Below are 24645 nucleotides of genomic sequence, written 5' to 3' on the forward strand. Positions count from 1 at the left end.
CCGTGAGGGGCCTTCTACCAACTCTTCATCAGGCCCCTGGCGTGGCAGGCAGGAAGGTGAACGCCTTGGCCGGCACAAACTTGTCCGCCGTTTCGCCCGCATAGAGTTGACGCTCAGTCAGCGGGAGTCTCTTGACCGGGGCGCCCGCACTCAGATCCAGCTGATCCATGCTCACCCAGAAGGTGTTGGGCAAATGAGTCAGCTCGAAGAAGTAGCGGCGATGCTGTTGATCCGACACGCTGCGCCAAAGGGTGGTGGAGATGTTGGGTTGATCCTGTGTACTGATCCCCATGGGCACCGAGACGTTGCGCATCACGCTCATCACACCGGCAACGGCTTCATTGGCCTGATCCGTCTTGGGCAGGGTCTTGATATAAAAAGAGGCCCGGGCGAAACGATCCGCCGAACGGTTGGTACCCGGCAGCATGGTAAGCCCGCCTATCTCCTCCCAGTACTCGTTGAGTGCCAGCTGCTTGTCGAAAACGGGGGAGTTGGTCATCACCTGATAGCTGCGGTCGTGGTGGATCTGCAACTTGCCATCCACGTACTGGAAAATGGCCGAGTCACCGCTGGCATCCGAGATGGAGAGGTGCAGCTGGCCCGGCTTGCCATCCGGCGTCAGAGTGGTCACCACATAGAACTCGTCCTTCGACAAGGCGGCGACCGCCTCGGTGACGGTGGCAAAATTGTCCAGCACATACTGGGCCCAGAGGGAGATGGAGAGCGTCTTGCGCGGATCCTTGTCGCTCGGAGTCACATACTCGGACTCGGTCAGATAGAGCAAATTGGCCACCAGCCCCTTTTCGTTCATGCCATCGGCGGTACCCGCGTCAAACCCCGCGGCGACCAGGGAGCCATAGCGCGCGTTCCACTTCATGGAGTGCGGACCGGCCGCCCCGCTCCGATCGATGCCACGCGGCAAGGCCCAGAGGTTGGTCGGCATGGCAGCGCGCCAGTCCATGGTGCGGCCGGTTACCACCAGACCGCCGTCGCCCTGATAAACGGCGCGGGTGCAGGCATCGGCCAGCGAGCTGACCGACAGGGCCATGGTCAATGCCAACAGGGTTTTCTGGAACAGGGGGCTGGATTGGCGTTTCATAGGATGCATCACTCAGGCTGGTGAAAACGACAGGCTAACGGCTACCGCTGTATGGGAGCTTAATGAGGATAGTCAGCCGCCCGCCACGCTCCCACCTCGCGGCGGCCAAGATGTGATCATGTCGACATAGTTACAGCAAGATCAGCGAGATACACCTGGCATCTGCGTTGCCAGCAGGCTTTTGGTCCAGCCGCTGTCACGTCAACCCCGGTCACGTCATGCCAGGCTGCACATCCATAAAAAAAACCGGACCCAGGGCCCGGTTTGCAGATAAAGGTGCGCTGACGCAGGCCTTATTTCTCTTGCTGTGACGGCTCACCCTTCTTCTTGCGGATGCTGAGCCCCAGCTCACGGCCACGCAGGCGGGCGTAATAGATGGTGCCGACGAAGGCGAGTATGGTGAACACCAGCTCCACCACCGCCAGCCAACGCTCTCCCTCATCCGTGGTGATCAGGGTCAGGGCGTGCAGGAAATAGGGCATCAGCACGAAGTTGCCCCAGGCGTGGGTGTAGGGGCTGCCCTGCACTATTCCCTTGAGCGGGAACAGCAGCGGCACAGTCCAGATCACCGGCAGTAGCCAGGGGTTGAGCTCCGGGTGGGGCGAGAGCCACAGATGCCAGAGGATGACCCAGCCCAGCAGGCCAAAGAAGCCGACCAGGGTCAGCAGACGGGCGAAGCGGGTGCTCACTTGAGGATCTCCAGCACCTGCTCGGGCGGACGGCCGATGCGGGCCTGACCATCCTTGATGACGATGGGGCGCTCGATGAGCTTGGGGTGCTGATGCATGGCGCGAATAAGGGCATCGCCGTTCACCTCGCCCAGCCCCAGCTCCTTGTAGAGCTCTTCCTTGGTGCGCATCAGCTGGCGCGGATCGGTGAAGCCTAGCTGGCTCAGCAGGGTGCGGATTTGCGCCTCGCTCGGGGCCTGCTCCAGATAGAGCACCACATCAGGGGCGATCCCGTGCTGCTCCAGCAGGGCCAGGGTTTCACGGCTCTTTGAGCAGCGCGGATTGTGGTAAATTTGGGTCTCGCTCATGGTAACTCCCTGATTGATCGCAAGATGGGACAAGAAACGGCGCTATTGTAGGGGAAACTGATGGTCAGGGTAAGCGGCACTGGAAAGGAATTGAAACGAATTTGTTGGCTGATTGTGGCCGGTCTGCTGAGCGCCTGCTCCCCGGCGCCCGAATTCACCAACGGCCAGGGCCAGCCGGTGGCACTGGCCCAATTTGCCGGCAAGCCGCTCTTGGTCAACTACTTCGCCCCCTGGTGTGCCCCCTGCCTGCGAGAGTTGCCGCTGCTGGAGGCGCTGGCGCAGGAGGGCTCCCTCGCCGTGGTGGCCATCCACTACGATCCGGCCACCCCGGCCGAGCTGGCGGCACTGGCGAGCCGCTACCGGGTCAGCCTGCCGCTGTTGATCGCCAATGACACGGCAAGCCTGCCTTTCCCCCACCCGACCGGGCTGCCCACCAGCTATCTGCTCGACGCAGAGGGCAAGCTGCAACAGACGATCGTCGGCGAACTCGATGCGCAGCAGATTGCCGCCCTCAAGGCGCAGGCTGCGGCGGTTCGCTAGAGTGATCCCTCCCCTCTCCTCTCCTTGGCAAGTAAGGGGCCCATCACACCCACACACGACGACGGGATTGACCTGCACAACGGCATAGGCCAACGATGGGAAAGGAAACGGGGTGTCCCATTGCTGGCACACCCCGTTTCACCGCACCTCTGATGCATCACCCCTTCAGGCTGTCGAGATCCTTCTTCGCCCGCTCCAGCTCAGTGATGCGTGCCTCCAGCCTGGCCAGGGTCAGCTTGTCGCTGGTGGTGCCACGGGCCACGATCAGCTCGTCGATGGCCGCCTGGTAGTCACCGCGCAGAGAGAGCATCTCGGCCCGCGCCATGTGCAGGTCCGTCATCCGTCCCGCCTTGCGATAGGCATCGGAGAGCAGGCTCCAGGCCAGGTTGTTCTCTTCGTGCTCGCGGGCATAGGGATCCAGGATGGCGATGGACTTCTTGTAGTTGCCCCCTTCCAGATAGGCGTTGCCGAGGTTGACCACCACCACTTCGTTGTCCGGCATGCGGGTGCGGAACTTCTCCAGCCGGGCGATGGCCTGGGCGCTGCGCCCCTTGGCGAGATCGATGTCGGTGAGGGCATCCACCACGAACAGATCTTCCGGGTGACGGCTCGCCAGCTCCTGCATCAGGGTGTCGGCCTCGTCGGTGCGCTTGAGCTGCAACAGCGCCAGCGCCTTGCCGTAGGTGGCCGCATCCTTGAGCGGGTAATCCCCTTTCTGCAGGCGGTTGTCGAAATAGCTGAGCAGCGCCTGCGGGCTTTCGGTGCCATAGCGCACCTGGATGCGCACCTTGGCCAGCCAGAAGTCGAGGCTGGGGGGCAGGTTGCGGCGAGCATAGCTGGAGGCGCGGCCACGGGCCTCGGAGATACGGGTCTCGGGCAGCGGGTGAGTCAGCAGCATCTCGGGCGGCTTGCTGGCGTAGCGATACTCTGCAGCCAGTTTCTGGAAGAAGTTGGCCATGCCCATGGGATCGAAGCCTGCGTCATACAGGGTCTTCATGCCGATCCGGTCCGCTTCGTACTCGTTCTCGCGGGTGTAGTTGATGGCCGACTGCATGGAGAGGCCGAGCGTGGTCTGCAGAGCGGCGATACCGGCGGTGGGGTTGATCACCGCCAGCGCGATGGAGCCCACCAACCCGGCCAGGGTCATGGCGGAGCTGCTTGCCTGCGCCTCCATATAGCGGGCTATGTGGCGCTGGGTCACGTGGGTGATTTCGTGCGCCAGCACCGAGGCCAGCTCGCTCTCGCTGTCGGCATAGAGGAAGAGGCCCGTGTGCACCTTGACCCGTCCGCCGAGGAAGGCGGCCGCGTTGATGCTGGGATCGTTGATGAGGAAGAAGGTAAACGGGAAACGTACCCCATCGGCGTTGGAGAGCAGCCGCTGACCGAGATCGTCTATGTACTGGCTCAGCACGGGATCATCTATGATCGGCAGGCCGGCCCGGGCGAAACGCATGAAGGCGTTGCCATAGCGCACCTCCTGCTCGATGGGCAGGGCGGCTACCCCGGCGGTGCCTATGTCGGGAAGCTGGTTGTTCGCCTGGGCATGGAAGGTGGCACCCATCAGGGAAGCCAGCAGGGGAAGCGATGCCATCAGGGGGGAAAAGCGTGCCACGTTATCTCTATCTCCATCAGAAGGGGCCTCGGCAGAATACCCTTGCCCCTCAAGGGCTACAAGCGTTGTTTCGTGCTCTCATCACGGCCATAATAGCCGCCTCACGCCTGCTGGAGCCCTCATGGAACACCTCGATCTGACCCCCTGGCGCTGCCCCGAGCCGCTGATCCGGCTCAAGCTCTGGCTAAGGGAGGCCAAAAGCGGTCAAACCGTGACCATTCGGCTGGCCGATGCCGGCTCCCGGCAGGACATTCCGGCCTATCTGCAACGTCAGGGTCATCCCTTCACGGTGCAGCAGGCGCAGGACAATACGCTCTCTTTGCAGTTGGTCGTCGGGGCACAGCACCATCATGAGCCCCAGTAACGAAAGGATGCTGTCATGTTAGATGTGCTCAAACGCTGGTATCAGACCCGCTTCTCCGACCCCGATGCGGTCACCCTCTTCCTGTTGCTGGTGGCCTGCTTCGCCGTGCTCTGGCTGTTTGGCGATCTGCTGGCGCCGCTGCTGGTGGCGCTGGTAATGGCCTACCTGCTGGAGTGGCCGGTGAGCCGGCTGCAGCGCCTCGGTCTCTCCCGAACCCTGGGCACCAGCCTGATCCTGCTGTTGTTCATCGCCCTGACGGTCATGGCATTCCTGGGCCTGATCCCGACGCTGGTGAGCCAGGGCATCAACCTGGCCAAGGAGTCCCCCTCCATGCTGGCCCATGCCCAGGACTATGTGCGCACCCTGCCGGAGCAGTATCCCGAGCTCATCAACGTGACCCTGGTCGAGACCATCATAGACAACATTCGCCAGCGCATTCTGACCGGTGGCGAGCAGCTGGTGAGCGCCTCCCTGAACTCGCTGGTCAACGTGGTGGCCATCCTCATCTATCTCATACTGGTCCCCTTGATGGCGTTCTTCATGCTCAAGGACAAGCAGGTGCTGATGGGCAGCCTGCGCCGCTTCCTGCCGCGCAACCGCACCCTGGTCAACCGGGTCTGGGTGGAGATGAACGAGCAGATCCTCAACTACATCCGCGGCAAGGTGATCGAAATCCTCATAGTCGGGGTCATCAGCTACGGCGCCTTTGCCATGCTGGGGCTGCGCTATTCGGTGCTGCTGGCGGTGGCGGTCGGCTTCTCCGTGCTCATTCCCTACATAGGGGCCGCCGCCGTGACGGTACCGGTCGCCATGGTAGCCTTGTTCCAGTGGGGGCTGACCCCTGAATTCACCTGGCTGATAGTGGTGCATACGGTGATCCAGGTGCTCACCGGCAACGTGCTGGAGCCCGTGCTCTTCTCCGAGGCGCTCAACCTCCATCCGGTGGCCATCATCATAGCCGTGCTGGTGTTTGGCGGGCTCTGGGGATTCTGGGGTGTCTTCTTCGCCATTCCCCTCGCCACCCTGGTCAAGGCCGTGCTCAACGCCTGGCCCAAGCGCGATGACGCCCCCCAGCTTGGAGCCTGACGAGGCGCCTTCCCGCACGCCCGCTTCATCCCCACAGGGCATCTCTTCGGACATGCCCTGTGTCATCTTGAACATCTGCTGGCTGGCGCTGTCAGCGCCCTGATAAAGTGCGCTAATATCCAGCCTCACAGTGCCAACCGACCAGGCTGGACGCCTCATGTTCATGGAGCCCGAGCGACAATGACCCTACCTAGTGCACGCCGGCTTGCCAGCGCACTCACAGCCCTCACACTGTTCAGTACCGCGGCCCATGCCGAAATCGATCTGGGCTCCCTCGACGTGTTCGCCCACGACAGCCCCACCAGTCCTGTCCCCAAGGGGCTGGTGCTGGGGACGGCGGTCATAGGCGGAGATGCGCGCTATCAGGCGCAAGATGCCGCAGGCTACGTCATTCCCGGCTTCATCTACTTTGGCGACCAGTTCATGTACCTGGGCGATCGGGCCCGCTACTACTTCTACAAGGATGAGACCCTGGCCGCCTACGGCTATGGACGGCTGCGCTTTGGCAACCTGGATCCCGACGAATATGCGCAGTTCAACGGCATGGAACCGCGCAAGTGGGAGCTGGAAGGGGGCATGGGAGCCAGCCTGATCACCCCCTACGCCCTGCTCAGCACCCGCCTCAGCACGGACGTGACCGGCCGCAGCCAGGGCCAGGAGCTGCTGCTGTGGGCCGACTTTCCCATCATCCGCGACCGGCTGCTCATCATGCCCGGCATGGGGATGATGATCCGCAGCAGCAAGCTGGCGAACTACTACTTCGGCGGCATTTCCGAGAGCGAGGCCACGGCGCAGCGGCCGGCATGGGACACGGGGGCAACCCTCTCACCCATGGTGGCCATAGTCACCAGCTACCGCTTCACCCCCAACTGGATCGGCATGTTCGCCGCCAACTACGAACGCTATGACGAGGAGGCTGCCAACAGCCCCCTGGTCCAGCACCAGGGGGAGCTCTACGCCGGCTTCGGGATCGGCTATATCTGGTAAACCGCGCCGCCACGCCATCACAAGCAAGAAGGTAGCACATGGCTCCCTTCTTGGTCTGGCAAAGCGGCCGTATCTGTATCAGAGGTCGGCCAGAAACGCCGCCAGAGCCTGATTGACGAAGGCGGGGTTTTCCAGCGACGAGATGTGGCCCGCAGCCGGGATCTCCTTGAACGGGCAGCCCAGCACCTCGGCCATCAGGTAGCCTTCCAGCACGGGGCGAGCCTTGTCTTCGCACCCCGTCATCACCAGCGCAGGCATGGCCATCTCTTCCAGCCAGTCGATGCGATCTTCCCGGGTCACGAAACTGCGCCCCACCGCCACCATGGCGGCGATCTTCTCCCCTGGCCAGGCGGCGAGACGCCCCTTGAAGTCGGCCATCAGGGCCACATCCGGCTGGTTGGCAAAGAACAGCGGCGCCACCTGCTCGACGATGAGGGCCGGTATGGTGCCGAGCTGCCCAATCATGCCCAGCATGCCGAGGTAACGTTCGCAGGTGATCTGCGGCTCCAGGCCGACGAAGCTGTCCATCAGCACCAGACCCTTGATGCGATTTGGCGCCATCCTGGTCAGCTCCACACCCCACATGCCACCGATGGAGAGGCCCACCAGCACGCACTCGTCGATGCCGAGGCCGTCGAGCAGGGCCAGGTGATCCCGCGCCAGGGTCGCCAGGGTGCAAGGGCCTTCCGGCAGCAGGTCGGAATCACCGTGGCCCCACAGCTCGGGCACAATGCAGCGGTACTGGCCCTTGAGCGCGGCGACTTGCGGCGCCCACATGGCGCTGTCCCACAGGTAGCTGTGACCAAACAACAGAACCGGGCCCTGCCCCTCGTCCAGATAGGCCATTTGGCGGCCCGCTATCTCCATAAATTGCTTCATGTTTTCTCCTGTTGCCAACTGCTGATGATGAGACGGCAGTGCAAATCGCCATAAATGGCTTCATGTTTTTTCCATTGCCAGCGGCTGATGAGGCGGCCATCACAAGCGCCATACACCGCCTCATGTTTTCTTCTGTTTCCGTTGCCAGCTGTTGACGGGGCGGCAGTGTAACACGTCGGCCTTGGCAGTGACGCCTCCCTGGTGCAAGCTGGGGTGACGCACAAAAAGGACTCAAAAAGGAGAGAGCCATGCCCAAGGAAAAGAGCAAGAAACGCCCGCGCCTGGACAAGAAATGCTACGAGCACCACCTCGCCCACCTGCAGGAGGAGCTGGTCAAGCTGCAGGAGTGGGTCAAGCAGGAGGGGCTGAAAGTGGTGGTGCTGTTCGAGGGACGCGATGCCGCCGGCAAGGGGGGTGTCATCAAGGCGATCACCGAGCCCCTCAACCCCCGGGTCTGCCGGGTCACGGCCCTGCCCGCCCCCTCGGATCGGGAGCGATCCCAGTGGTATTTTCAGCGCTATGCCGCCCACCTGCCCGCAGCCGGCGAGATGGTGCTGTTCGACCGATCCTGGTACAACCGGGCCGGGGTCGAACGGGTGATGGGCTTTTGCAGCGACAACGAGTATCGCGAGTTCCTGCGCGCCTGCCCCGAATTCGAACGCATGCTGATCCGCTCGGGGATCACCCTGATCAAATACTGGTTTTCGGTGTCGGACGAAGAGCAGGAGAAGCGCTTCAAGGAGCGCATCAACACCCCCATCAAGCGCTGGAAGTTCAGCCCCATGGATCTGCAATCCCGTTCGCGCTGGGTGGAGTACTCCCGCGCCAAGGATGACATGTTCACCTACACGGACACGCAAGACAGTCCTTGGTTCGTGGTGGAGGCGGACGACAAGCGCCGGGCCCGCCTCAACTGCGTCGCCCACCTGCTCAGCAAGGTGCCCTACGAGGCGATCCACTACGAACCCATCACACTCCCCCCCATCAAGACCGAGGGCTATGAGCGCCCGCCCCTGACCAGCCAGACCTTCGTGCCCGACATCACGGCCGCGCTGGAGACCTGAGCAGAGGCCAGGGAGCCAGGCCTGCCGGACGAGCCCCGAACGGCAGGCAATAAAAAGCCGGTCTTGCGACCGGCAAAAAGGCATTGAATTTATTGGAAAACCTCGGCGCCATCAGGCTCTTACATAGCGAGCCATGCGCGGGAAGGCTTGTTCGTTGGCATCGAACAGGTAGCAGGCTTCGGCCGGAATGCCGACGCTGTACGCCTGACCCGTGGCCACGTCGATATCTGAGTGCGCCTTGACGGTGAAGTCGTGGCCATCCACATCCATATAAACGAAGGACTCGGCGCCCAGATGCTCGGCCACCTGCACGACGCCGGTCACCTTGCTGTGCGCATGGGGGTGATCCAGGGTCACCAGGTGCTCGGGGCGAATGCCCAGCTCCACCTTGTCACCGACTGCGCCGCGACGGGCATCCACCCGCGCCCGCACCGTATCGCCGGAAGTGAGCTTGACCACGCACTCCTGCTCACCGATTTCCAGCAACTCGCCCGCCAGGAAGTTCATCTTGGGTGACCCGATGAAGCCCGCCACGAACTTGTTGTCCGGATTATGGTAGAGATCGAGCGGGGTGCCGAACTGCTCCAGGTTGGTCTCGGCATCGCCCTTGAGCGGGCTCAGCACCACGATGCGGTTGGCCAGCGTCATGGCCTCCACCTGATCGTGGGTCACGTAGATGATGGTGGAGTTGAGCTCCTTGTGCAGCTTGGCGATCTCGATGCGCATCTTGACCCGCAAGGCGGCATCCAGGTTCGACAGGGGTTCGTCGAACAGGAACACCTGGGGCTGCTGAACGATGGAGCGACCGATGGCCACCCGCTGGCGCTGACCGCCCGAGAGGGCCTTGGGCTTACGGTCCAGCAGGGGCTCAAGCCCCAGGATCTCGGCAGCACGCATCACCCGCTTGTGGATGTTCTCCTTGTCCATCTTCTTGAGCTTGAGGCCGAACGCCATGTTCTCGTAGATGTTCATGTGCGGGTAGAGGGCGTAGGACTGGAACACCATGCCCACGTTGCGCTCCACCGGCGGCACGTCGTTCATGTAACGACCACCTATGGTCAGCTCACCGCTGGTGATGTCCTCCAGCCCTGCGATCATGCGCAGCAGGGTGGACTTGCCGCAGCCGGACGGGCCGACGAAGACGATGAACTCCCCTTCCTTGATGGCCAGGTTGATGTTGCGCAGCGTGTCCTTGTGGACAGCCGGATCGTAGTTCTTGCGAACGTTGTTGAGTACTACTTCAGCCATGACGAGCTCCGCTCTTAAATCTGTGCAAATCGTGACGGCGGGGGGAGTCAGCTCCCCCGACCATTAAAACCTTAACCTTTCACACCACCAGCAGTGAGGCCGCCGACCAGCCAGCCCTGTGACAGACCAGCAGGAACACCTTGGTGCTGGCTGTGTGGCGCATGCGGCAACACACTTAACCTTTCACGCCACCGGCAGTGAGGCCACCGACCAGCCAGCCCTGCGATAAACCAGCAGGAACACCTTGGTGCTGGCTGTGTGGCGCATGCGGCAACACACTTAACCTTTCACGCCACCGGCAGTGAGTCCGCCGACCAGCCAGCGCTGCGCCATCAGGAACACCACTGTGATGGGCAGGCCAGACAGCACGGCGGCTGCGGCGAAGTCGCCCCACAGATAGTTCTGCGGATAGAGGTATTGCTGGGCACCGACCGCCAGGGTCAGGTTGTTCACATCCTGCAGCAGGATGGAGGCCACGGGCACCTCTGTGATGGTGCCGATGAAGGCCAGAATGAACACTACCGCCAGTATGGGCACCGACAGGGGCAACAGGATCAGGCGGAATGCCTGCCAGGGGGTCGCACCGTCGATGGCCGCCGCTTCTTCAAGCGAAGAGTCTATGGTCTCGAAGTAGCCCTTGATGGTCCAGACGTGCAGCGCTATGCCACCCATGTAGGCCAGGATCAGGCCGCCGTGGGTGTTGAGACCCAGCCAGGGCACATAGTCGCCTATCTTGTTGAACAGCGCATAGATGGCCACCAGCGCCAGCACAGCCGGGAACATCTGGAAGATCAGCATGCCCTGCAATATGGTCTGCTTGCCACGAAAGCGCAGGCGGGCAAACGCATAGGCACAGGTGGTCGACAGCGTCACTATCATCAGCGCCGTGATGCACGCGATCTTGATGGAGTTCCACAGCCAGGTCAGCACGGGGAACGGCGGCGGCGTTATGCTGCCATCGGCGTTGGTGATGGACATGCCGAGCGCCAGCTTCCAGTGATCCAGGGTCGGATTGGAGGGGATGATCTCCCCCACCGAGAAGTTGCCGTTACGAAACGAGATGGCGATGACCATGATCACCGGGAAGATGATCAGTGCCAGGAAGCCCCACATGACCAGGTGGGTTGCCCACACCCGGTATTTGACTGATTTGGGTTGTACGATAGCCATTGAGAAGCCTCCTTACTGTTGCTTGTCGGCTTTGGACAGTTTCAGGTTGAGCAGTGCAAGCGCGCCGACGATCAGGAAGATAGCGGTGGCGATGGCACTGGCCAGACCGTAGTCCTGACCACCCGAGCCCTGGAACGCGATCCGGTAGGTGTAGTTCACCAACAGGTCCGTGGTACCGGCCGGGGTACTGGCGCCTATGATGTCCGGTGCCCCGTTGGTCAACAACTGTATGAGTACGAAGTTGTTGAAGTTGAAGGCAAAGGATGCGATCAGCAGCGGTGTGAGCGGCTTCATCAAGAGCGGAACCGTGATCTTGAAGAAGTTCTGCACCGGACCCGCACCGTCCATGGCGGACGCCTCATAGAGATCTTCCGGGATGGCTTTGAGCAGGCCCATGCAGAGGATCATCATGTAGGGGTAGCCGAGCCAGGTATTGACGATGAGGATCATCACCTTGGCCAGGAAGGGGGTGGTGTACCAGTCCGGCTTGATGCCGAACGCCGCTTCCAGGAACAGGTTGATCTCGCCGAAGTTCTGGTTGAACAAGCCCTTGAACACCAGGATGGAGATGAAGGCCGGTATCGCGTAGGGCAGGATCAGCATGACCCGGTAGAAGCCGCGACCTCTGAGCTGCTCCCACTGCACCAGGCACGCCATCACCATGCCGATGGCCAGGGTGAAGGCCACTGAACCGGCGGAGAAGATCACGGTCCAGACGAAGATCTGCATGAAGGGACCCTGGATACCCGGGTCTGTCATGATGCGCACGAAGTTTTTCCACCCCACGCTCACCACGAAACCGGGGGCCATGCCCTTGCCGACAAACTGTCCCTGCTCGTCGATGTATTGATAGAAGCCGGTGTCGCCGTTGGGCAGCATCAGCTCGCCGGTCTGGGTGTCACGCAGCAGGTTGCTGTCCTTGATCACCACGCCGGACTTGAGCACGGCGCCATCCATCAGACGGGTGTATTGCTGTTTCTGGGCGGCAAACTTGCGCAGGCTGCTCAGGGTCAGGTGAGTGCCGCCATCCGGCAGGACCAGATCCAGGTCACTCAGGTGAGTACGATGCTCAACGATGGCACGGATCGGGGCGGCCTTGCTGGCCGCTTCGCCAGTGAAGGGCTGCAGTTCGACCACTTGCTGGGTGCTTTGCACTCGCCCCTCACGGGTCGCCAGCTCACGCGCCTTGTTGTTCATCAGGGAAACAGGTTGACTGATAAAGGATTGGTCGTCCTGTTTCAGCAGCAGCTGAAACTGATTGTTCTCACCACCCAGCAGGGTGAAATCGAACTCACCGCCCGCCACCTTGTAGCTTTTTTTCAGATGGTAATCCCGCGCCTGCTCGAGGGAGAGCAAGTTGGATCCCGAATAGTTGGTGAAGGCGATGCCGATCGTGTAGGCAAGAGGGAAGATGATAAACACAACCATGCCAGCCACACCGGGGAAGATATAGCGGTGGGCATAGGTCTTCTTGTTCATGAAGACATACAGACCGACGGAGACCACCACCAGATCGAGCAGAGCGAATACCCACTCACCGCTGGCGTACATCATCACGGCCGCATAACCGTTGAGGATGGCTACCAGAGCAGCGATGGTCCACTTAAGCCAGGTGTGCTTATCCTTCGGACCGGCATAGGATTCAATAGAAGGTACTACTTCCATGCCAATTAACCTTTATAACGCCAAGAGAGATTTGAGAGAGTGGGAGGCCATTGCGGCCTCCCGGGTAGTGCATGCTTACTGAACGATACGCTTGGCAGCGGTATCCAGGGCTTCGTCAACGCTCTGACGGCCGGAGGTCACGTTCTTGAGGGCAGTTTCGAAGGAAGACCAGAAACGGCTCATCTCGGGCACGGACGGCATAGGCTCGCCATTCTGGGCGTTTTGCATGGTCGCCTTGATGTTGGCATCGGATTCCAGGGTCTTCTGGAAGGACTTCAGTGCCACGGCGCCCAGCGGTTTGTCGGCGTTCACCGGTGCCAGACCGGCGTCGGTCAGCAGATAGTTTTCCAGGAACTCGATGGCCAGATCCTTGTTCGGGCTGGCGGCGTTGATGGTGGCACCCAATACGCCAACGAAGGCTTTGGCCGGCTTGCCGTTCAGGGTCGGCAGCGGCGCTACGCCGTACTTGATGCCGCTCTTGTCCAGGTTGCTCCAGGCCCAGGGACCGTTGATCATCATGGCCACTTCGCCCTTGTTGAACTTGGCGTCCATCACACCGTAGTCGATGCCTTTTTCCAGGTGACCGGATTTGATCATCTCGGAGATGTAGCCCACACCGGCCTTGGCGCCTGCGTTGTTCACGCCGGTATCTTTCACGTCATAACCGGTAGCGGTTTTCTTGAAGGCGTAGCCACCGTTGGCAGCCACCAGCGGATAGCTGAAATAGGGGGTGTCATAGGCCCACATGATGGCGCGCTTGCCGTTCTTCTTCAGAGTCTCGTCAATCTTGGCGATCTCTTCGAAGGTCTTCGGCGGCTCAGGCAGCAGATCCTTGTTGTAAATCAGGCTGACGGCTTCCACCGCAACCGGATAACCGTAGGTCTTGCCATCGACTGCCATGGCATCCCAGGCGAACTGTTCAAACTTGGCTTTGGTGGCTGCATTCGGGGTCACGGGGACCAGCAGACCGGCCTTGACCCACTCACCGTAACGGTCGTGAGCCCAGAAGAAGATGTCCGGGCCGTTGCCGGTGGCAGCGGCTTGCTGGAATTTCACTTCCACCTGATCAGGGTGAGCAACCGTCACCTTGATGCCGGTTTCGGCTTCAAACTTCTTGCCGACTTCAGCCAGACCATTGTATCCCTTGTCACCGTTAATCCAGATGGTCAGTTGACCTTCGTCAATGGCGGCGGTGGCAGAGCAAGCCACGCCCAGAGTAGCCAGACCGATCAGGGATGACAGCAATTTCTTTTTCATGAGCCTTTCCTTGTATTAGTTCCGCGCTGTAAGAGCATTGTGTGCGAGATGAATATTATCCCAAGCCGTCACCGCCTCACATGACGCAACTCGCATTTTTGAAATGCAATTACGTATTTTCTTCCAGAAAGTTCTGAAAACATTTTCTTATTTCAGGGGGTTATCGCCATTTATTGGCATATTCCTCGCCAAAAATGGAAATTAAATTACCAAATGGAAATAAAAAAACACGAATGAAAGGGTTTTCACCTCATTGAAAACCCTTTCATGGTGGTTATTCTGTTTAATTTGTTAACAAAGCACCGAGTTGGTTTCGATGCGACTTACCCCCTTAAATAAAAAGACACCGCAGCGAAGTGCGGTGTCTTTTTGCCAAAAGTGGAAAGCAGATCACATTACGACTGGCGCAGCAGCTGATCCTTGAGATTGGGCGGCACGCCACGAATGGTCAGGGTGTCGGTCTGGGGATCATAAAACACCCGGCTGTTCAGCAACTTCTGCTCGAAGCTCAGGGTCAGCCCACCGCCGGATCCGACGAACTTGGTCAGGCCGCGCAGGGTGGAGCGATCGGCGGGGAAGCGATCCTCCAGCTCATACTCCTGGCCGATGAAGCTGTAAAAATCGAGGTCGTCCTCGCCCGCTTCTTTTGCAGAGAGTTCGGCGGAGAGCTCCTTGATTTCGATCTCTTCACCGGCGCTGGCCTGCTCGGTGCAATATTTGAAGACCTGCTTCTTGTAGTCGTTGCGCTCGGCGGGTTCAAGCTGACGGCTGTCGCAATAATCGTCCACCGCCTGCAGCAATCCCTTATTTTGCACCTTGGCATCCATCCCCTCGCGGGCACCCAGCAGATCCATGAAGAAGTCGCCCAGTTTGCGACCGACCCGCCCCTTGCTGAAGGTGATATATCGGCGAGAATCTGGCTGGGTTTTCCATTCGGTCAGATCGATGCGGGCCACCAGATTGAGTTTGCCGATATCCAGATAATGGATATGGCGCAAGTCCAGCGCCTCGCTGACGGTGACGCTTTCCTTGCCTTCCAGCAGGGCAAGCATCAGGTAATCGACCCCGACGTAGTTGTATTTGGCAAACAGCAGCACCCCCTGCTCATCGAGGGCGTGATCCACCAGGTTTTTCACCAGCAGCTGGGTCATGTTGACCGAGAAGGGCACGAATTCGGTCTGTTCGCCGAGCAGTTGCTCGAGGGCGATGCGAAAGGCGGGAGAAGGCTGCCTGGGGGCGTCCTCACCGTCGGCCAGCTCGGCGACGGCGGCTTCGGGGTCGGCAAAGAAGCCGAAGCCCTTGCCACCCTTGCCGTTGTAAATGCGATGCAGCTCCGCCATCAGCCCCTGTACCGCCTCATCGGCAGGCAGGGTCTGGCTGCGGGTGTCGGCGTGAGGTTGACCATCGCCGCCCTGGCGCAGGGAGTGAAGAATGATCTTGTCGATATCGAGACTCATGTCACAAAGCCATAGTGTTAGCCGAAAGGGTGAAGTATTATAAGGCGCTTTGAACCGAGATGAACCCAAGATTATGCCCATCGTATCAAAGTACACAAACCAGCAATTTGATGACCTGATGAATGACCTGATCACAGTACTGGAGAAGCACAAAGCGCCAGTCGACCTCAGCCTGATGGTGCTGGGTAACGTGACAACCAATATCATCAACGGCATGGCCCCGGCACAACGCCAGGCGATCACTGAAAAATTTGTCCAGGCACTGACTTCCTCGGTCGACAATCGCCACGACGCACACTGAATCGCCGCTTTTTTTTGACGTTTCTCAAAGCAGATGGATCACTATGGTCGAAACCGGCAACCCCTATCGTGATAATGTCTCTCGCCTGATCACCTGGGGGCATTGGTTCTCCTTCTTCAACATCATACTGGCCATGCTGATTGCCACCCGCTATCTGGGGGCGATCAGCTGGCCGTCGACCACGCTCGGCGTGACCTATCTCATCATCAGCTGGATAGGTCACTTCTCGTTTCTGAGCTTTGTCACCTACCTGTTGACTGTGTTCCCGCTTAGCTTCGTGCTGCCCAAAGAGAAGGCGCTGCGCTTCATTTCGGCCATCATAGCCACCCTGGCGCTGGTGCTGCTGCTCATCGACACCCAGGTGTTCCAGCTGTTCAAGTTCCACCTGAACGGCCAGGTGTGGCAGTTGCTGCTGGATCAGGCCCAGACAGAGGAGGGCTCGATCTGGAGCATCATCTTCGTGGCGGTGCCGACCATCTTCCTGCTGCAACTGCTGCTGTCGGCCTATGTGTGGCGCAAGATCAACAAGCGCAAACGCCGCCAGTACGGCAATCAGGTGGGGCTGGCCCTGCTGGTCTGCTTCATTCTGACCCACGTGGTCAACAGCTGGGCCGATGCCACCCTGTATCAGCCCATCACAATGCAGCGCGCCAACTTCCCGCTCTCCTATCCCATGACTGCCAAGAGCTTCCTGGCCAAACACGGCTGGCTGGATCTGGATCAGTACGAGAAGAAGGCCGAATCCCAGGACGGCGACAGCGCGAGCCGCTTGCGCTACCCGCTGCGTCCGCTCAGCGTCAATGCCCCCGTCGAGCACAAGAATCTGCTGATCGTAGTGGTGGACTCGTTGCGAGCCGACATGCTCAACAACATCAACATGCCCAATCTGCAGCGCTATGCGGACAGCCATCTCAACTTCCGTAACCACATGAGTGGCGGCAACGATGATGTGATGGGGATGTTCAGCCTCTTCTACGGCCTGCCCGGCCACTATTACGATGACATTCGCAACGACAAGACGCCGCCTGTGCTATTCGACGAGATGCTGCGCCAAGACTATCAATTCGGTCTGTTCGGCGCGCTGGAAGATGCGCAAAAGTATCGCCAGAGCATACTCTCGGGCCTGCGCAAGCAGGTGTTCGTCTCAGAGCAAACCGATGACAACCAGCTGATTGGCGACTGGCAGCAGTGGCTCGCCAAGCGTTCACCGGACAGACCCTGGTTCTCGCTGGTCTATCTGTCGAGCCCGGGTGATTACCAGCTGCCGGCCAACATCAAGGGGCCCTTCCAGCCCGAGCTGACCAAGTTCAATCCGGCCACCGCCTATCAGGCCGAGAACCTGCAAAAGCTGGAGAATCGCTACAAGAACACTGTCTTCTATACCGATCAGTTGCTGGAACAGATGCTGACCCAGCTGCAACAGCAGGGGCTCAATGAGCAGACCATAGTCGTGGTGACCTCCAACCACGGTCAGGAGTTCAACGAAACCCAGAACAACAGCTGGGGCTATGGCACCAACTACTCGCCCTATCAGGTGCAGGTGCCCTTCGTGCTGGCCTGGCCGGGCAACGACAGCCTGCCGCAGAGTCAGGTGAGCAGTCACCTGGATCTGGTGCCGACCCTGATGCAGAGCATGCTGGGGGTACGCAATCCGGCGCGGGACTACAGCATAGGCCGCAACCTGTTCGACACCAGCCCGCGCAACTGGCTGCTGGCGGGAGATCAGCGCGACTTTGCCATCTATCAGGGCAACACCATCACCCACTTCAACAAACAGGGTGACTTCGAGTTGCTGGAGCGAAACAGCTACCGACCCATCAAGCACGGCACCCCCGACATGGGCGTCATGATCCAGGTGATGAACGAGCTGAACCGCTTCTATCGCGCCCCCTGAGGCCAAGCCCGCTCGCAATGAACAGCCCGCTCTCGCAGCGGGCTTTTTATTGCGTCTCCGTCAGCACAACCTGAAGAGAACACCTCGGCACTCATAGCCAATCGGTGCCTTTCGTCCCCAGTGACCCGCCAGATCGCCTCCCAGACAAACGCAAACGTTCGCCCATCCCTTGCTGAGCTTGCTATCAAAAACACCAGTCTGATCAGGATCATAAAAACAAAATGATAATGATTATCAATCGTTGATCTGGCTGTACCTCTCTGCAATAATCCGCGGCCTTCAGGCTCAAATAATAATTATTCTCAACATGAAAACACTGCTTCACTACTGGCCCATGCTGCTGTCCGGTACAGCGCTGGCCGCCGGCGATCCCGCCGGAATAGACACCTCCGGCACCACCCAGCCCAAGGCGCGCGAGACCATAGTCGTCAAGGGTCAGCGGGTCGAACAGAAACTGTCCGACATCTCCGGCTCCATCACAGTCATCACCGAAGAGGACTTGGAGCGCCAGGTAGCCACCGAGCTCACAGACGTGTTCAAGAACGAGCCCGGCGTCTCTGTGACCGGCTCGGCGGGCCGGCCGCAGAACATCAGCATCCGCGGCATCGGCGGCAACCGGGTGCTGATCATCAAAGACGGGGTCAGGGTCAGCGACGGCTTCGGCGCCGACGACCTCAACGACAAAGTGGGCCGCTTCAGCTTCGATCTCGATGACGTCAAGCAGATAGAGGTGGCCAAGGGGGCGGGCTCCGCCCTGCACGGCTCGGACGCCATCGGCGGCACAGTGGTCATCACCACCAAACAGCCGGAAGATTACCTGCAGGGTCAGGATGCCTACCTCAGCAGCAAGGTCCTGCACGACGGCAGCAGCGACAAGCAGAAACTGAGCGCCACCGGTGCCGCCCGCTGGGGAATGACGGAACACCTGCTGCGCCTCTCCGGCTGGCAGGGGCACGAGACCGCCAACTACGACCAGAGTCGCATCCCGGCGGATCTCGACGGCCTCAGCGCCTCCACCAGCTCTCGTTTCACCCTGAATGAGCACCACCTGCTGCGCCTCGAGCTCGACTACTTCGAAGACAACGCCAAGCGGGATCAGGGGCCGCGCGAAATGCCCCAGCCCGATGGCAAGTGGCAGGTACGCCAGTACCGGGAAAACGGCGCCCAGCAGACCCAGGGCGGCAAGCTGAGCTGGGAGGCCCGCAGTCTGGATCATCTGCTGGCGGATCAGTTCACCTGGAGCCTGCACGGCAACCACGCCAAGAACAGCGCCAACAAGCGCAGCCTGCTGCAAAATGACGAGCTGAGCGGCTACCCGCGCTATCGCAGCGAGCGGGAGCTGGCCACCTTCACCGAGGATCTGATCGGCAGCGAGCTGGATATCCGCCGTGACCTGACCACGGGCGCCGTCGCACACCAGCTGAGTTATGGCGTCGAGCTGGAGCGCACCCGCCACGAGCGACCGGTGGAGAAGCTGATGCTGGAAGCCGGCATTCCCCAACCCGGCCAATCCGCCCCCTTCAGCAGCGCCCGCACCGATCGGGCCGGCATCTGGCTGGGGGACGTGGCGACCCTGGGCAAGTGGCAGTTCACCCCCACACTGCGCATGGATCACCAGTGGCTGAGCCCGCAGGATGGCCGGGGCGAGAGCAACCACAGCTGGCACCTCTCGCCTAGCCTGGCCACCAGCTACCGCTTCAACGAGCAGTGGCGCAGCTGGCTCAGCTATGCCAACGGTTTTAGTGCCCCCTCCTACGACAAGGTGTACGGCAATATTCCCCACTACTTTGCCCTGCCACCGTTCGAGATCATCGCCAACCCGGACCTCAAGGAGGAGACCAGCCACAGCTTCGAGTGGGGGGTGAGCGGTGAAGGGGATGAGTGGAGCATCAAGCCGGCGCTCTTCTACAACCGCTACTACAACTTCGTCGACTGGCGCCAGGTGGGCTTCCGTCTGCGGGACGGCGTCATGCTGCGCCAATACCGCAACGTGGCCAAGTCCGAGACCTGGGGCGCCGAGATCGCCGCCAGCTACTGGCTGACCCAGCAGTGGGAACTGGCCACCAAGTTCGGCTGGGTGGATGGCAAGGACAGCCAAGGCGAATCGCCGCGCAACCTGACCCCGCTGGAGGGCAATACCCGCCTCAGCTATCAGGCCAACGAATGGAACCTGGGGGTGCAAGCCGACTATGCCGCCGCCATGAGCCGGGTGCCCACTTGCGGCAACAGCCTGACCCAGCAGCAGAGCGAGTGCATGAAGAGTGCAGGCTGGCTCAGCTTCGCCCTGACCGCCGACTGGCAGATCACAGACGCCCTCAAGGCCAACCTCAAGCTCGATAACCTGCTCGATACCCGTTACACCCGCTATCAGGATGTAGCCGGGCAGGAAGCGGGCAGCGATGCGGGACTCTACACCCAGACGGGCCGCTACCTGAGCGCCAGCCTGCGCTACACCTTCGTGGGGATCTGATGCACGCGCTATTGATAATGACGGCTCTGCTGGCAAATCCGGTGGCGGCCTCCCCCACCGAGGCCGCGGGCATGACGGCAACCACCACGGCGCCACAGAGCGCGCCAGCCATTGCCAAGCGTCCCCTGCTGATGAAGGGCAAGGTAGCGCGGTGGGATCCCTATGGCGGCTGGCGTGACGACAGCCGCCAGGATCCCGCCCTGCTGGCCATGCTGGCCGAGCAGAACCGCTGGACCGAGCAGCAGCTCGCCGCCCAGCGGCCGCTGGAGCAGACGCTGCAAGCCGAGTGGCAGACACAGCCGCGCGGCGAGCCCATGCCCGCCGAGTGGCACACTGAAGCGGGCAGCCAGTGGAGGATGGAGGCAGACGGCAGCCTGTGGCAACGGGCTGATGACAAGGCGCAGCCCCGTCAGCGACTGGCGCCGCGTCAACCGGCGAGCGGCTATTACGAGCTCGCAGGCTGGGCACTGCACCCGAACGGACGCTGGCTGGCCCTGGCCGAAGATCTGCGTGGCGATCTGGACTACCACATCACCCTGCTGGATCTGGATAGCGGCAAGACCCTGACCACTCTGGCGCACAGGGCCGCCGATCTGCTCTGGAGCCTGGACGGCAAGACCCTCTACACCCTTGCCAACGAGCGCCGCACCCTGCGCCCATGGCAGCTGTGGGCCTGGCAGGATGGCAAGGAGCGGCTAGTACATCAAGAGGCCGACCCGGCCTGGCTGCTCAGCCTCTATGGCACCACGGACAAACGCCACCTGCTGCTGCAGAGCAACAACCACGACAGCTCGGAGCAATATCTGCTGGACGAGGGGACCCCCTCTCTGCTCAAGGCCCGTCAGGCCGGTGTCGAGTACTACCTGGATACCCAGGGGGAGCGAGTGCTCATCAAGAGCAACAAAGATGGTGCCCTCGGCCTTTATCAGGTGACCAGTCTGACACAGGTGGCCGAGGGGCACTGGCAACCCCTCTGGTCCGGCGAGGACAGGAGCCTGGAGAAGTGGCGCCTGTTTGCCGACCATACGGTCCTGCAATACCGCAAGGCAGGGGACGACTGGCTCGATGTGCTGGATTCAAGCGGCCAGCTCAGCCAGCGTGTGCATCTCACCGAGGGAGCTGGCACGGCCTGGATCCAGGGCGCTCATGACCCGGCCAGCCAGCAGATCCTGATCCGCCGTCAAGGGATGGCCGAGCCACCGCACCAGCGCTGGCTCAATCTGGCCAGCGGCCAGTGGCAAGCTGGCGCCCAGGCGCAGACCCCCTCTCCCTACCGAAGCGAGCGACGCTGGGTGGTGGGCAAGGACGGGGTCAAGGTGCCCGTCTCTCTGGTGTGGCGCACCGACATCATCAAGCCCAAGGCGCTGCTGCTCTACGGCTACGGCGCCTATGGCACCCCCATGCGCCCCTACTACCAGCCTCAGGTGCTGAGCCTGCTGGATCGCGGTTTTGTCTACGCCATCGCTCACGTGCGCGGCGGCGGCATGCTGGGTGACGACTGGTATCTGGCGGGGCGCGGCCAGCAAAAACAGCACAGCGTGGACGACTTCCTGACCGTGGCCGAGGCGCTGGCCCGAGATCCAGCGATCGATCCCGCCCGGTTGTTCGCCATGGGCGGCAGTGCCGGCGGTCTGCTGGTGGCGGCGGCGCTCAATCAGGCGCCAACCCGCTTTGCCGGCGCCGTGTTGCAGGTGCCCTTCGTCGATCTGCTCGGCACCATGAGCGATCCCGAACTGCCGCTCACCCGCCAGGAGTACGCCGAGTGGGGCAATCCGGCCATTCCCGCCGACTATGCTGCCATGCGTCGCCTGAGCCCCTATGACAACCTGCAACGGCAGCCCTATCCCCCGGTTTACGTGACGGCCGGGCTGCACGACAGCCAGGTGCCTTACTGGGAGCCGCTCAAATGGGTCGCCCGGCTGCGGGAGCACAGCACGGGCACGGGCCCCTATCTGCTGAGTACGGCTCTCGACAGCGGCCACCAGGCCAGTACCGGCAAGGCCCACCAGCAGGCAGCGCGCGAGTATGCCTTCCTGCTCACCCTGGCTGGCGTTACCCGCTGATGGCGCATCCTTTTCTCATTTTTGTGTTGGAGTAAACCATGAAACCCTCTTCCCTGGCCCTCTGGCTGGCGGCAACCTTGCTCTCACAGCCCCTGCTGGCGGCCGAGTTGCAGTTTGTCGATGAAAAACCCATCACCACCACGCCGCAGCAGTGGCTCGAACAGCGCCTCGGCGTGACGCTCGCCCCCGACTACGACAGGGCCAGCCTGCTCGGTCATCACTACAGCTTCCGCCAACTGGTCAACGGCCTGCCGGTGGCCACCATCCAGGCCGCCGTCAGCGTCGACAAGGCCGGCAAGCCCTGGCGCCTCTATCACAACAGTCGGCCGCTGCAGAGCAGCGAGCCAGGCTGTGATGCCGGTGGCAACCTGGCCCCTCTGATCGAAGAGTTGCGGGCGGCGGGCAGCGAGATCGACCCCCAGGGATCGGTCGAAGCCTGGTACTGGCGTGACGGCGACACCCTGGTACCCGCCCTGCGCCAGCGGGTGCGCGAACACCAGGCAGGCAACGCCAAGGCTACCTATGTACAGCTGTTCGCCAGTTGCGACGGCAGCCGGGAGCTGGGCCGCTGGATGGATGCGGCCAGCACCCAGGCCAGCCGCACAGCCGACGCCGGCGACACCCAAGTGGAAGCACGAGTATTCGACCCGGATCCCCGCACCCAGCTGCAAGACGCCAGCCTGGTCTGGCACGACGAACTGGTGCTGGCGGACGCCGCCTATCAGGACAGAGTTCCCCTGCCGGTCACACTGCAAGGGGGACGCTATCTGCTGAGCGGCCCTCACGCCCGGGTGGTGGATGCCATGGAACCCGATACCGCGCCTTTCAGCGGCGACACCCCGCAGGCATTCCGGTTGACCCGGGACGATCGGGGGTTTGCCGACATCAACGCCTATTACCACCTTGACTTGGCCCAGCGCCACATCAAGAAGCTGGGCTTTGGCGGGCTCATCCCCGGGGCCCTCGACATCGACACAGAGGCCGGCTATCAGGACAACTCCCTCTATGACCCTTTCGAGCGCAGGCTGGAGCTGGGCCGCAGCGGCGCGCCCGATGCCGAGGATCCCATGGTGATCTGGCACGAGTTCGGCCATGCGGTACAGCACCACATAGTGCCGGATCTCGGGGAGGAGGCAGACTGGGGCGCCATCGGCGAGGGCTTCAGCGACTACCTGGCCGCCAGCCACCGCCAGCGCAGCGAGGCGGGTCGCCAGTTCGAACCGACCATGGTGTTCAACTGGGATGCCCGTTTTACCGACCGCACCCCGCGCCAGCTGGATGATCTGCGTGCCCGCTACCACCCGGACTACAGCTATCCTGCCCACCGCACCATCAACGGCAGCAACGGCGATCAGTTGTGGGGCACACCGCTGTTCCAGGCCCTGCTGGCGTCGGTGACCGAGCATGGCGAAGGGGCCCGGGACGAGTTTGACCGCGTCATCATCGAATCCCACTTCGGGCTGGGCCCGGCCATTCGCATGCCACAGCTGGCCCGCATCACAGTGGACACGGCGGCGCGGCTCTACCCGGCCCGTCACTACGCTAGCCATCTGGAGCAAGCCTTCCGTCAGCACGGCCTCTTGCTGGCGCCGGTCAATATCGCGCTGGCCGAGGGCAGCGCCATCGAGCTGGGACAGCGTCAATCCGTGCAGGTGACACTCACCAATCAGGGCTCGGCGCCTGTAACCCTCAATGAGCTGACCCTGGCCCTGCCCGCCGGGCTGCAGGCCGATCCCTACCAATGGCAAGCCACCACACTGGCGGCAGGTGCCAGCACCACCACCACGCTGCGACTGCTGGCCAAGAGCCCGCTGGCCTGCGGCGATGAGGTGAACCTGCCGGTAAGCCTCGTCATGACGGGAACCAGCCCGACCGAGCGCCAGTGGCAGCAGCCACTGAGCCTGCCCATAGGCACGCCCATCATCAGCCGCGCCACTGGTCAGCCGTTGCTCCTCAGCGATGCCCAGAGTGAGGAAGTACGCGGCTTGAGCCAAGCCAGCCTGCAGCTGGAGAAGACCAACGCCAAAGTGAGCGAGCAGTTGCAACTGACCATGGATCTGCAACACGACGCCCTGGATGAGCTGGAAATCTGGCTCAACTCCCCCTCCGGCACCCGCATCCAGATCTGGGACAAGGGCTACAGCCCACTGCCACGGCTGAAAGGTGTCTTCCCTACCGAACTGCAGCCCCTGCAAGCCTTCACCCCCTTGCTGGGAGAGCCGTTGGCCGGCAGATGGACGCTGGAAGTGGTGGACAGCAAACCCGGGCATCAGGGCCGCATCAATGGCTGGAGCATCAGCCAGCGCACCGGCGCCCAGTGTGGTGAACCCATAGCCCCGCCGGATGACGGCATCATCCACTTTCAGGTGGACGACAGCAGTGGCGGCGGTGCGGCCAACCTGCTCTGGCTGCTGCCGCTGGCAGTCTGGCGCCGCCTTCGCCAGCGCGGCTGA

The 24645-nt window shown here is 61.6% G+C and carries 20 protein-coding genes; 10 read left to right on the forward strand and 10 right to left on the reverse strand.

Annotated elements, in window-relative coordinates:
• Positions 1-28: 28 nt before the first annotated feature.
• The 3 genes from BN1118_RS16410 to arsC all read right to left on the reverse strand — a co-directional run bounded on the left by BN1118_RS16410 (position 29) and on the right by arsC (position 2135).
• Positions 29-1099 carry a linear amide C-N hydrolase gene (locus BN1118_RS16410; protein ID WP_043557109.1) on the reverse strand — a complete coding sequence of 357 codons (1071 nt, stop codon included), beginning with the start codon at positions 1097-1099 and terminating at the stop codon, positions 29-31.
• Positions 1100-1392: 293 nt separating this feature from the next.
• Entirely contained in the window at positions 1393-1788 is a 396-nt protein-coding gene (locus BN1118_RS16415) for a DUF2069 domain-containing protein (protein ID WP_043557110.1), read from the reverse strand.
• Complete coding sequence (gene arsC / locus BN1118_RS16420) at positions 1785-2135, reverse strand: arsenate reductase (glutaredoxin) (RefSeq protein ID WP_043557111.1); 351 nt, start codon at positions 2133-2135, stop codon at positions 1785-1787. The genes BN1118_RS16415 and arsC overlap by 4 nt, the downstream gene beginning before the upstream one ends.
• A 60-nt stretch (positions 2136-2195) precedes the next feature.
• Between arsC and BN1118_RS16425 the strand changes: the two genes are divergently transcribed.
• Positions 2196-2675 carry a TlpA disulfide reductase family protein gene (locus BN1118_RS16425; protein ID WP_043557113.1) on the forward strand — a complete coding sequence of 160 codons (480 nt, stop codon included), beginning with the start codon at positions 2196-2198 and terminating at the stop codon, positions 2673-2675.
• A gap of 157 nt (positions 2676-2832) precedes the next feature.
• On the opposite strand, the gene bepA is transcribed toward BN1118_RS16425, so the two are convergent.
• Positions 2833-4287: a beta-barrel assembly-enhancing protease gene (gene bepA, locus BN1118_RS16430; protein WP_353851039.1), complete on the reverse strand. Its 1455-nt coding sequence runs from the start codon at positions 4285-4287 to the stop codon at positions 2833-2835.
• A gap of 121 nt (positions 4288-4408) precedes the next feature.
• Here bepA and BN1118_RS16435 point away from each other — a divergent pair, with 121 nt between their 5' ends.
• From BN1118_RS16435 to BN1118_RS16445, 3 genes are all read left to right on the forward strand, one after another.
• Entirely contained in the window at positions 4409-4651 is a 243-nt protein-coding gene (locus BN1118_RS16435) for a sulfurtransferase TusA family protein (RefSeq protein WP_043557115.1), read from the forward strand.
• 15 nt (positions 4652-4666) lie between these two features.
• Complete coding sequence (locus BN1118_RS16440) at positions 4667-5737, forward strand: AI-2E family transporter (protein ID WP_043557116.1); 1071 nt, start codon at positions 4667-4669, stop codon at positions 5735-5737.
• Positions 5738-5917: 180 nt separating this feature from the next.
• The gene (locus tag BN1118_RS16445) at positions 5918-6724 is read left to right on the forward strand and encodes a MipA/OmpV family protein (protein ID WP_043557118.1); all 807 of its coding nucleotides are present in this window, start codon (positions 5918-5920) and stop codon (positions 6722-6724) included.
• A gap of 78 nt (positions 6725-6802) precedes the next feature.
• Here the strand turns inward: BN1118_RS16445 and BN1118_RS16450 are convergent, their stop codons facing one another.
• Positions 6803-7603, reverse strand: a complete 801-nt coding sequence (locus BN1118_RS16450; protein WP_043557119.1) for an alpha/beta fold hydrolase — start codon at positions 7601-7603, stop codon at positions 6803-6805.
• A gap of 248 nt (positions 7604-7851) precedes the next feature.
• Here BN1118_RS16450 and ppk2 point away from each other — a divergent pair, with 248 nt between their 5' ends.
• The gene (gene ppk2 / locus BN1118_RS16455; protein WP_043136951.1) at positions 7852-8667 is read left to right on the forward strand and encodes a polyphosphate kinase 2; all 816 of its coding nucleotides are present in this window, start codon (positions 7852-7854) and stop codon (positions 8665-8667) included.
• 111 nt (positions 8668-8778) lie between these two features.
• On the opposite strand, the gene BN1118_RS16460 is transcribed toward ppk2, so the two are convergent.
• The 5 genes from BN1118_RS16460 to yejK all read right to left on the reverse strand — a co-directional run bounded on the left by BN1118_RS16460 (position 8779) and on the right by yejK (position 15464).
• Positions 8779-9915: an ABC transporter ATP-binding protein gene (locus BN1118_RS16460; protein ID WP_042865784.1), complete on the reverse strand. Its 1137-nt coding sequence runs from the start codon at positions 9913-9915 to the stop codon at positions 8779-8781.
• Positions 9916-10194: 279 nt separating this feature from the next.
• Positions 10195-11085, reverse strand: coding sequence for a maltose ABC transporter permease MalG (malG, locus tag BN1118_RS16465; protein ID WP_043136954.1), 891 nt, complete (start codon positions 11083-11085; stop codon positions 10195-10197).
• 12 nt (positions 11086-11097) lie between these two features.
• Positions 11098-12750: a maltose ABC transporter permease MalF gene (malF, locus tag BN1118_RS16470; RefSeq protein ID WP_043557121.1), complete on the reverse strand. Its 1653-nt coding sequence runs from the start codon at positions 12748-12750 to the stop codon at positions 11098-11100.
• 75 nt (positions 12751-12825) lie between these two features.
• Positions 12826-14007 carry a maltose/maltodextrin ABC transporter substrate-binding protein MalE gene (gene malE, locus BN1118_RS16475; RefSeq protein WP_043136959.1) on the reverse strand — a complete coding sequence of 394 codons (1182 nt, stop codon included), beginning with the start codon at positions 14005-14007 and terminating at the stop codon, positions 12826-12828.
• Between the two features lie 395 nt (positions 14008-14402).
• On the reverse strand, positions 14403-15464 hold the full coding sequence (yejK, locus tag BN1118_RS16480; protein WP_043557122.1) for a nucleoid-associated protein YejK: 1062 nt from the start codon (positions 15462-15464) through the stop codon (positions 14403-14405).
• 73 nt (positions 15465-15537) lie between these two features.
• Here yejK and BN1118_RS16485 point away from each other — a divergent pair, with 73 nt between their 5' ends.
• From BN1118_RS16485 to BN1118_RS16505, 5 genes are all read left to right on the forward strand, one after another.
• Positions 15538-15765 (forward strand): YejL family protein, encoded by a 228-nt coding sequence (locus BN1118_RS16485; protein WP_042034515.1) that lies wholly within the window; start codon positions 15538-15540, stop codon positions 15763-15765.
• Between the two features lie 43 nt (positions 15766-15808).
• Positions 15809-17659: a DUF3413 domain-containing protein gene (locus BN1118_RS16490; protein WP_043557123.1), complete on the forward strand. Its 1851-nt coding sequence runs from the start codon at positions 15809-15811 to the stop codon at positions 17657-17659.
• Positions 17660-17966: 307 nt separating this feature from the next.
• On the forward strand, positions 17967-20129 hold the full coding sequence (locus BN1118_RS16495; protein ID WP_043557124.1) for a TonB-dependent hemoglobin/transferrin/lactoferrin family receptor: 2163 nt from the start codon (positions 17967-17969) through the stop codon (positions 20127-20129).
• A complete protein-coding gene (locus tag BN1118_RS16500) occupies positions 20129-22192 on the forward strand; it encodes a prolyl oligopeptidase family serine peptidase (RefSeq protein WP_043557125.1) in 2064 nt (687 codons plus the stop codon). The genes BN1118_RS16495 and BN1118_RS16500 overlap by 1 nt, the downstream gene beginning before the upstream one ends.
• A 38-nt stretch (positions 22193-22230) precedes the next feature.
• Positions 22231-24645, forward strand: coding sequence for a proprotein convertase P-domain-containing protein (locus tag BN1118_RS16505; RefSeq protein ID WP_043557126.1), 2415 nt, complete (start codon positions 22231-22233; stop codon positions 24643-24645).

Source organism: Aeromonas bestiarum, from assembly GCF_000819745.1.
Lineage (GTDB): Bacteria > Pseudomonadota > Gammaproteobacteria > Enterobacterales > Aeromonadaceae > Aeromonas > Aeromonas bestiarum.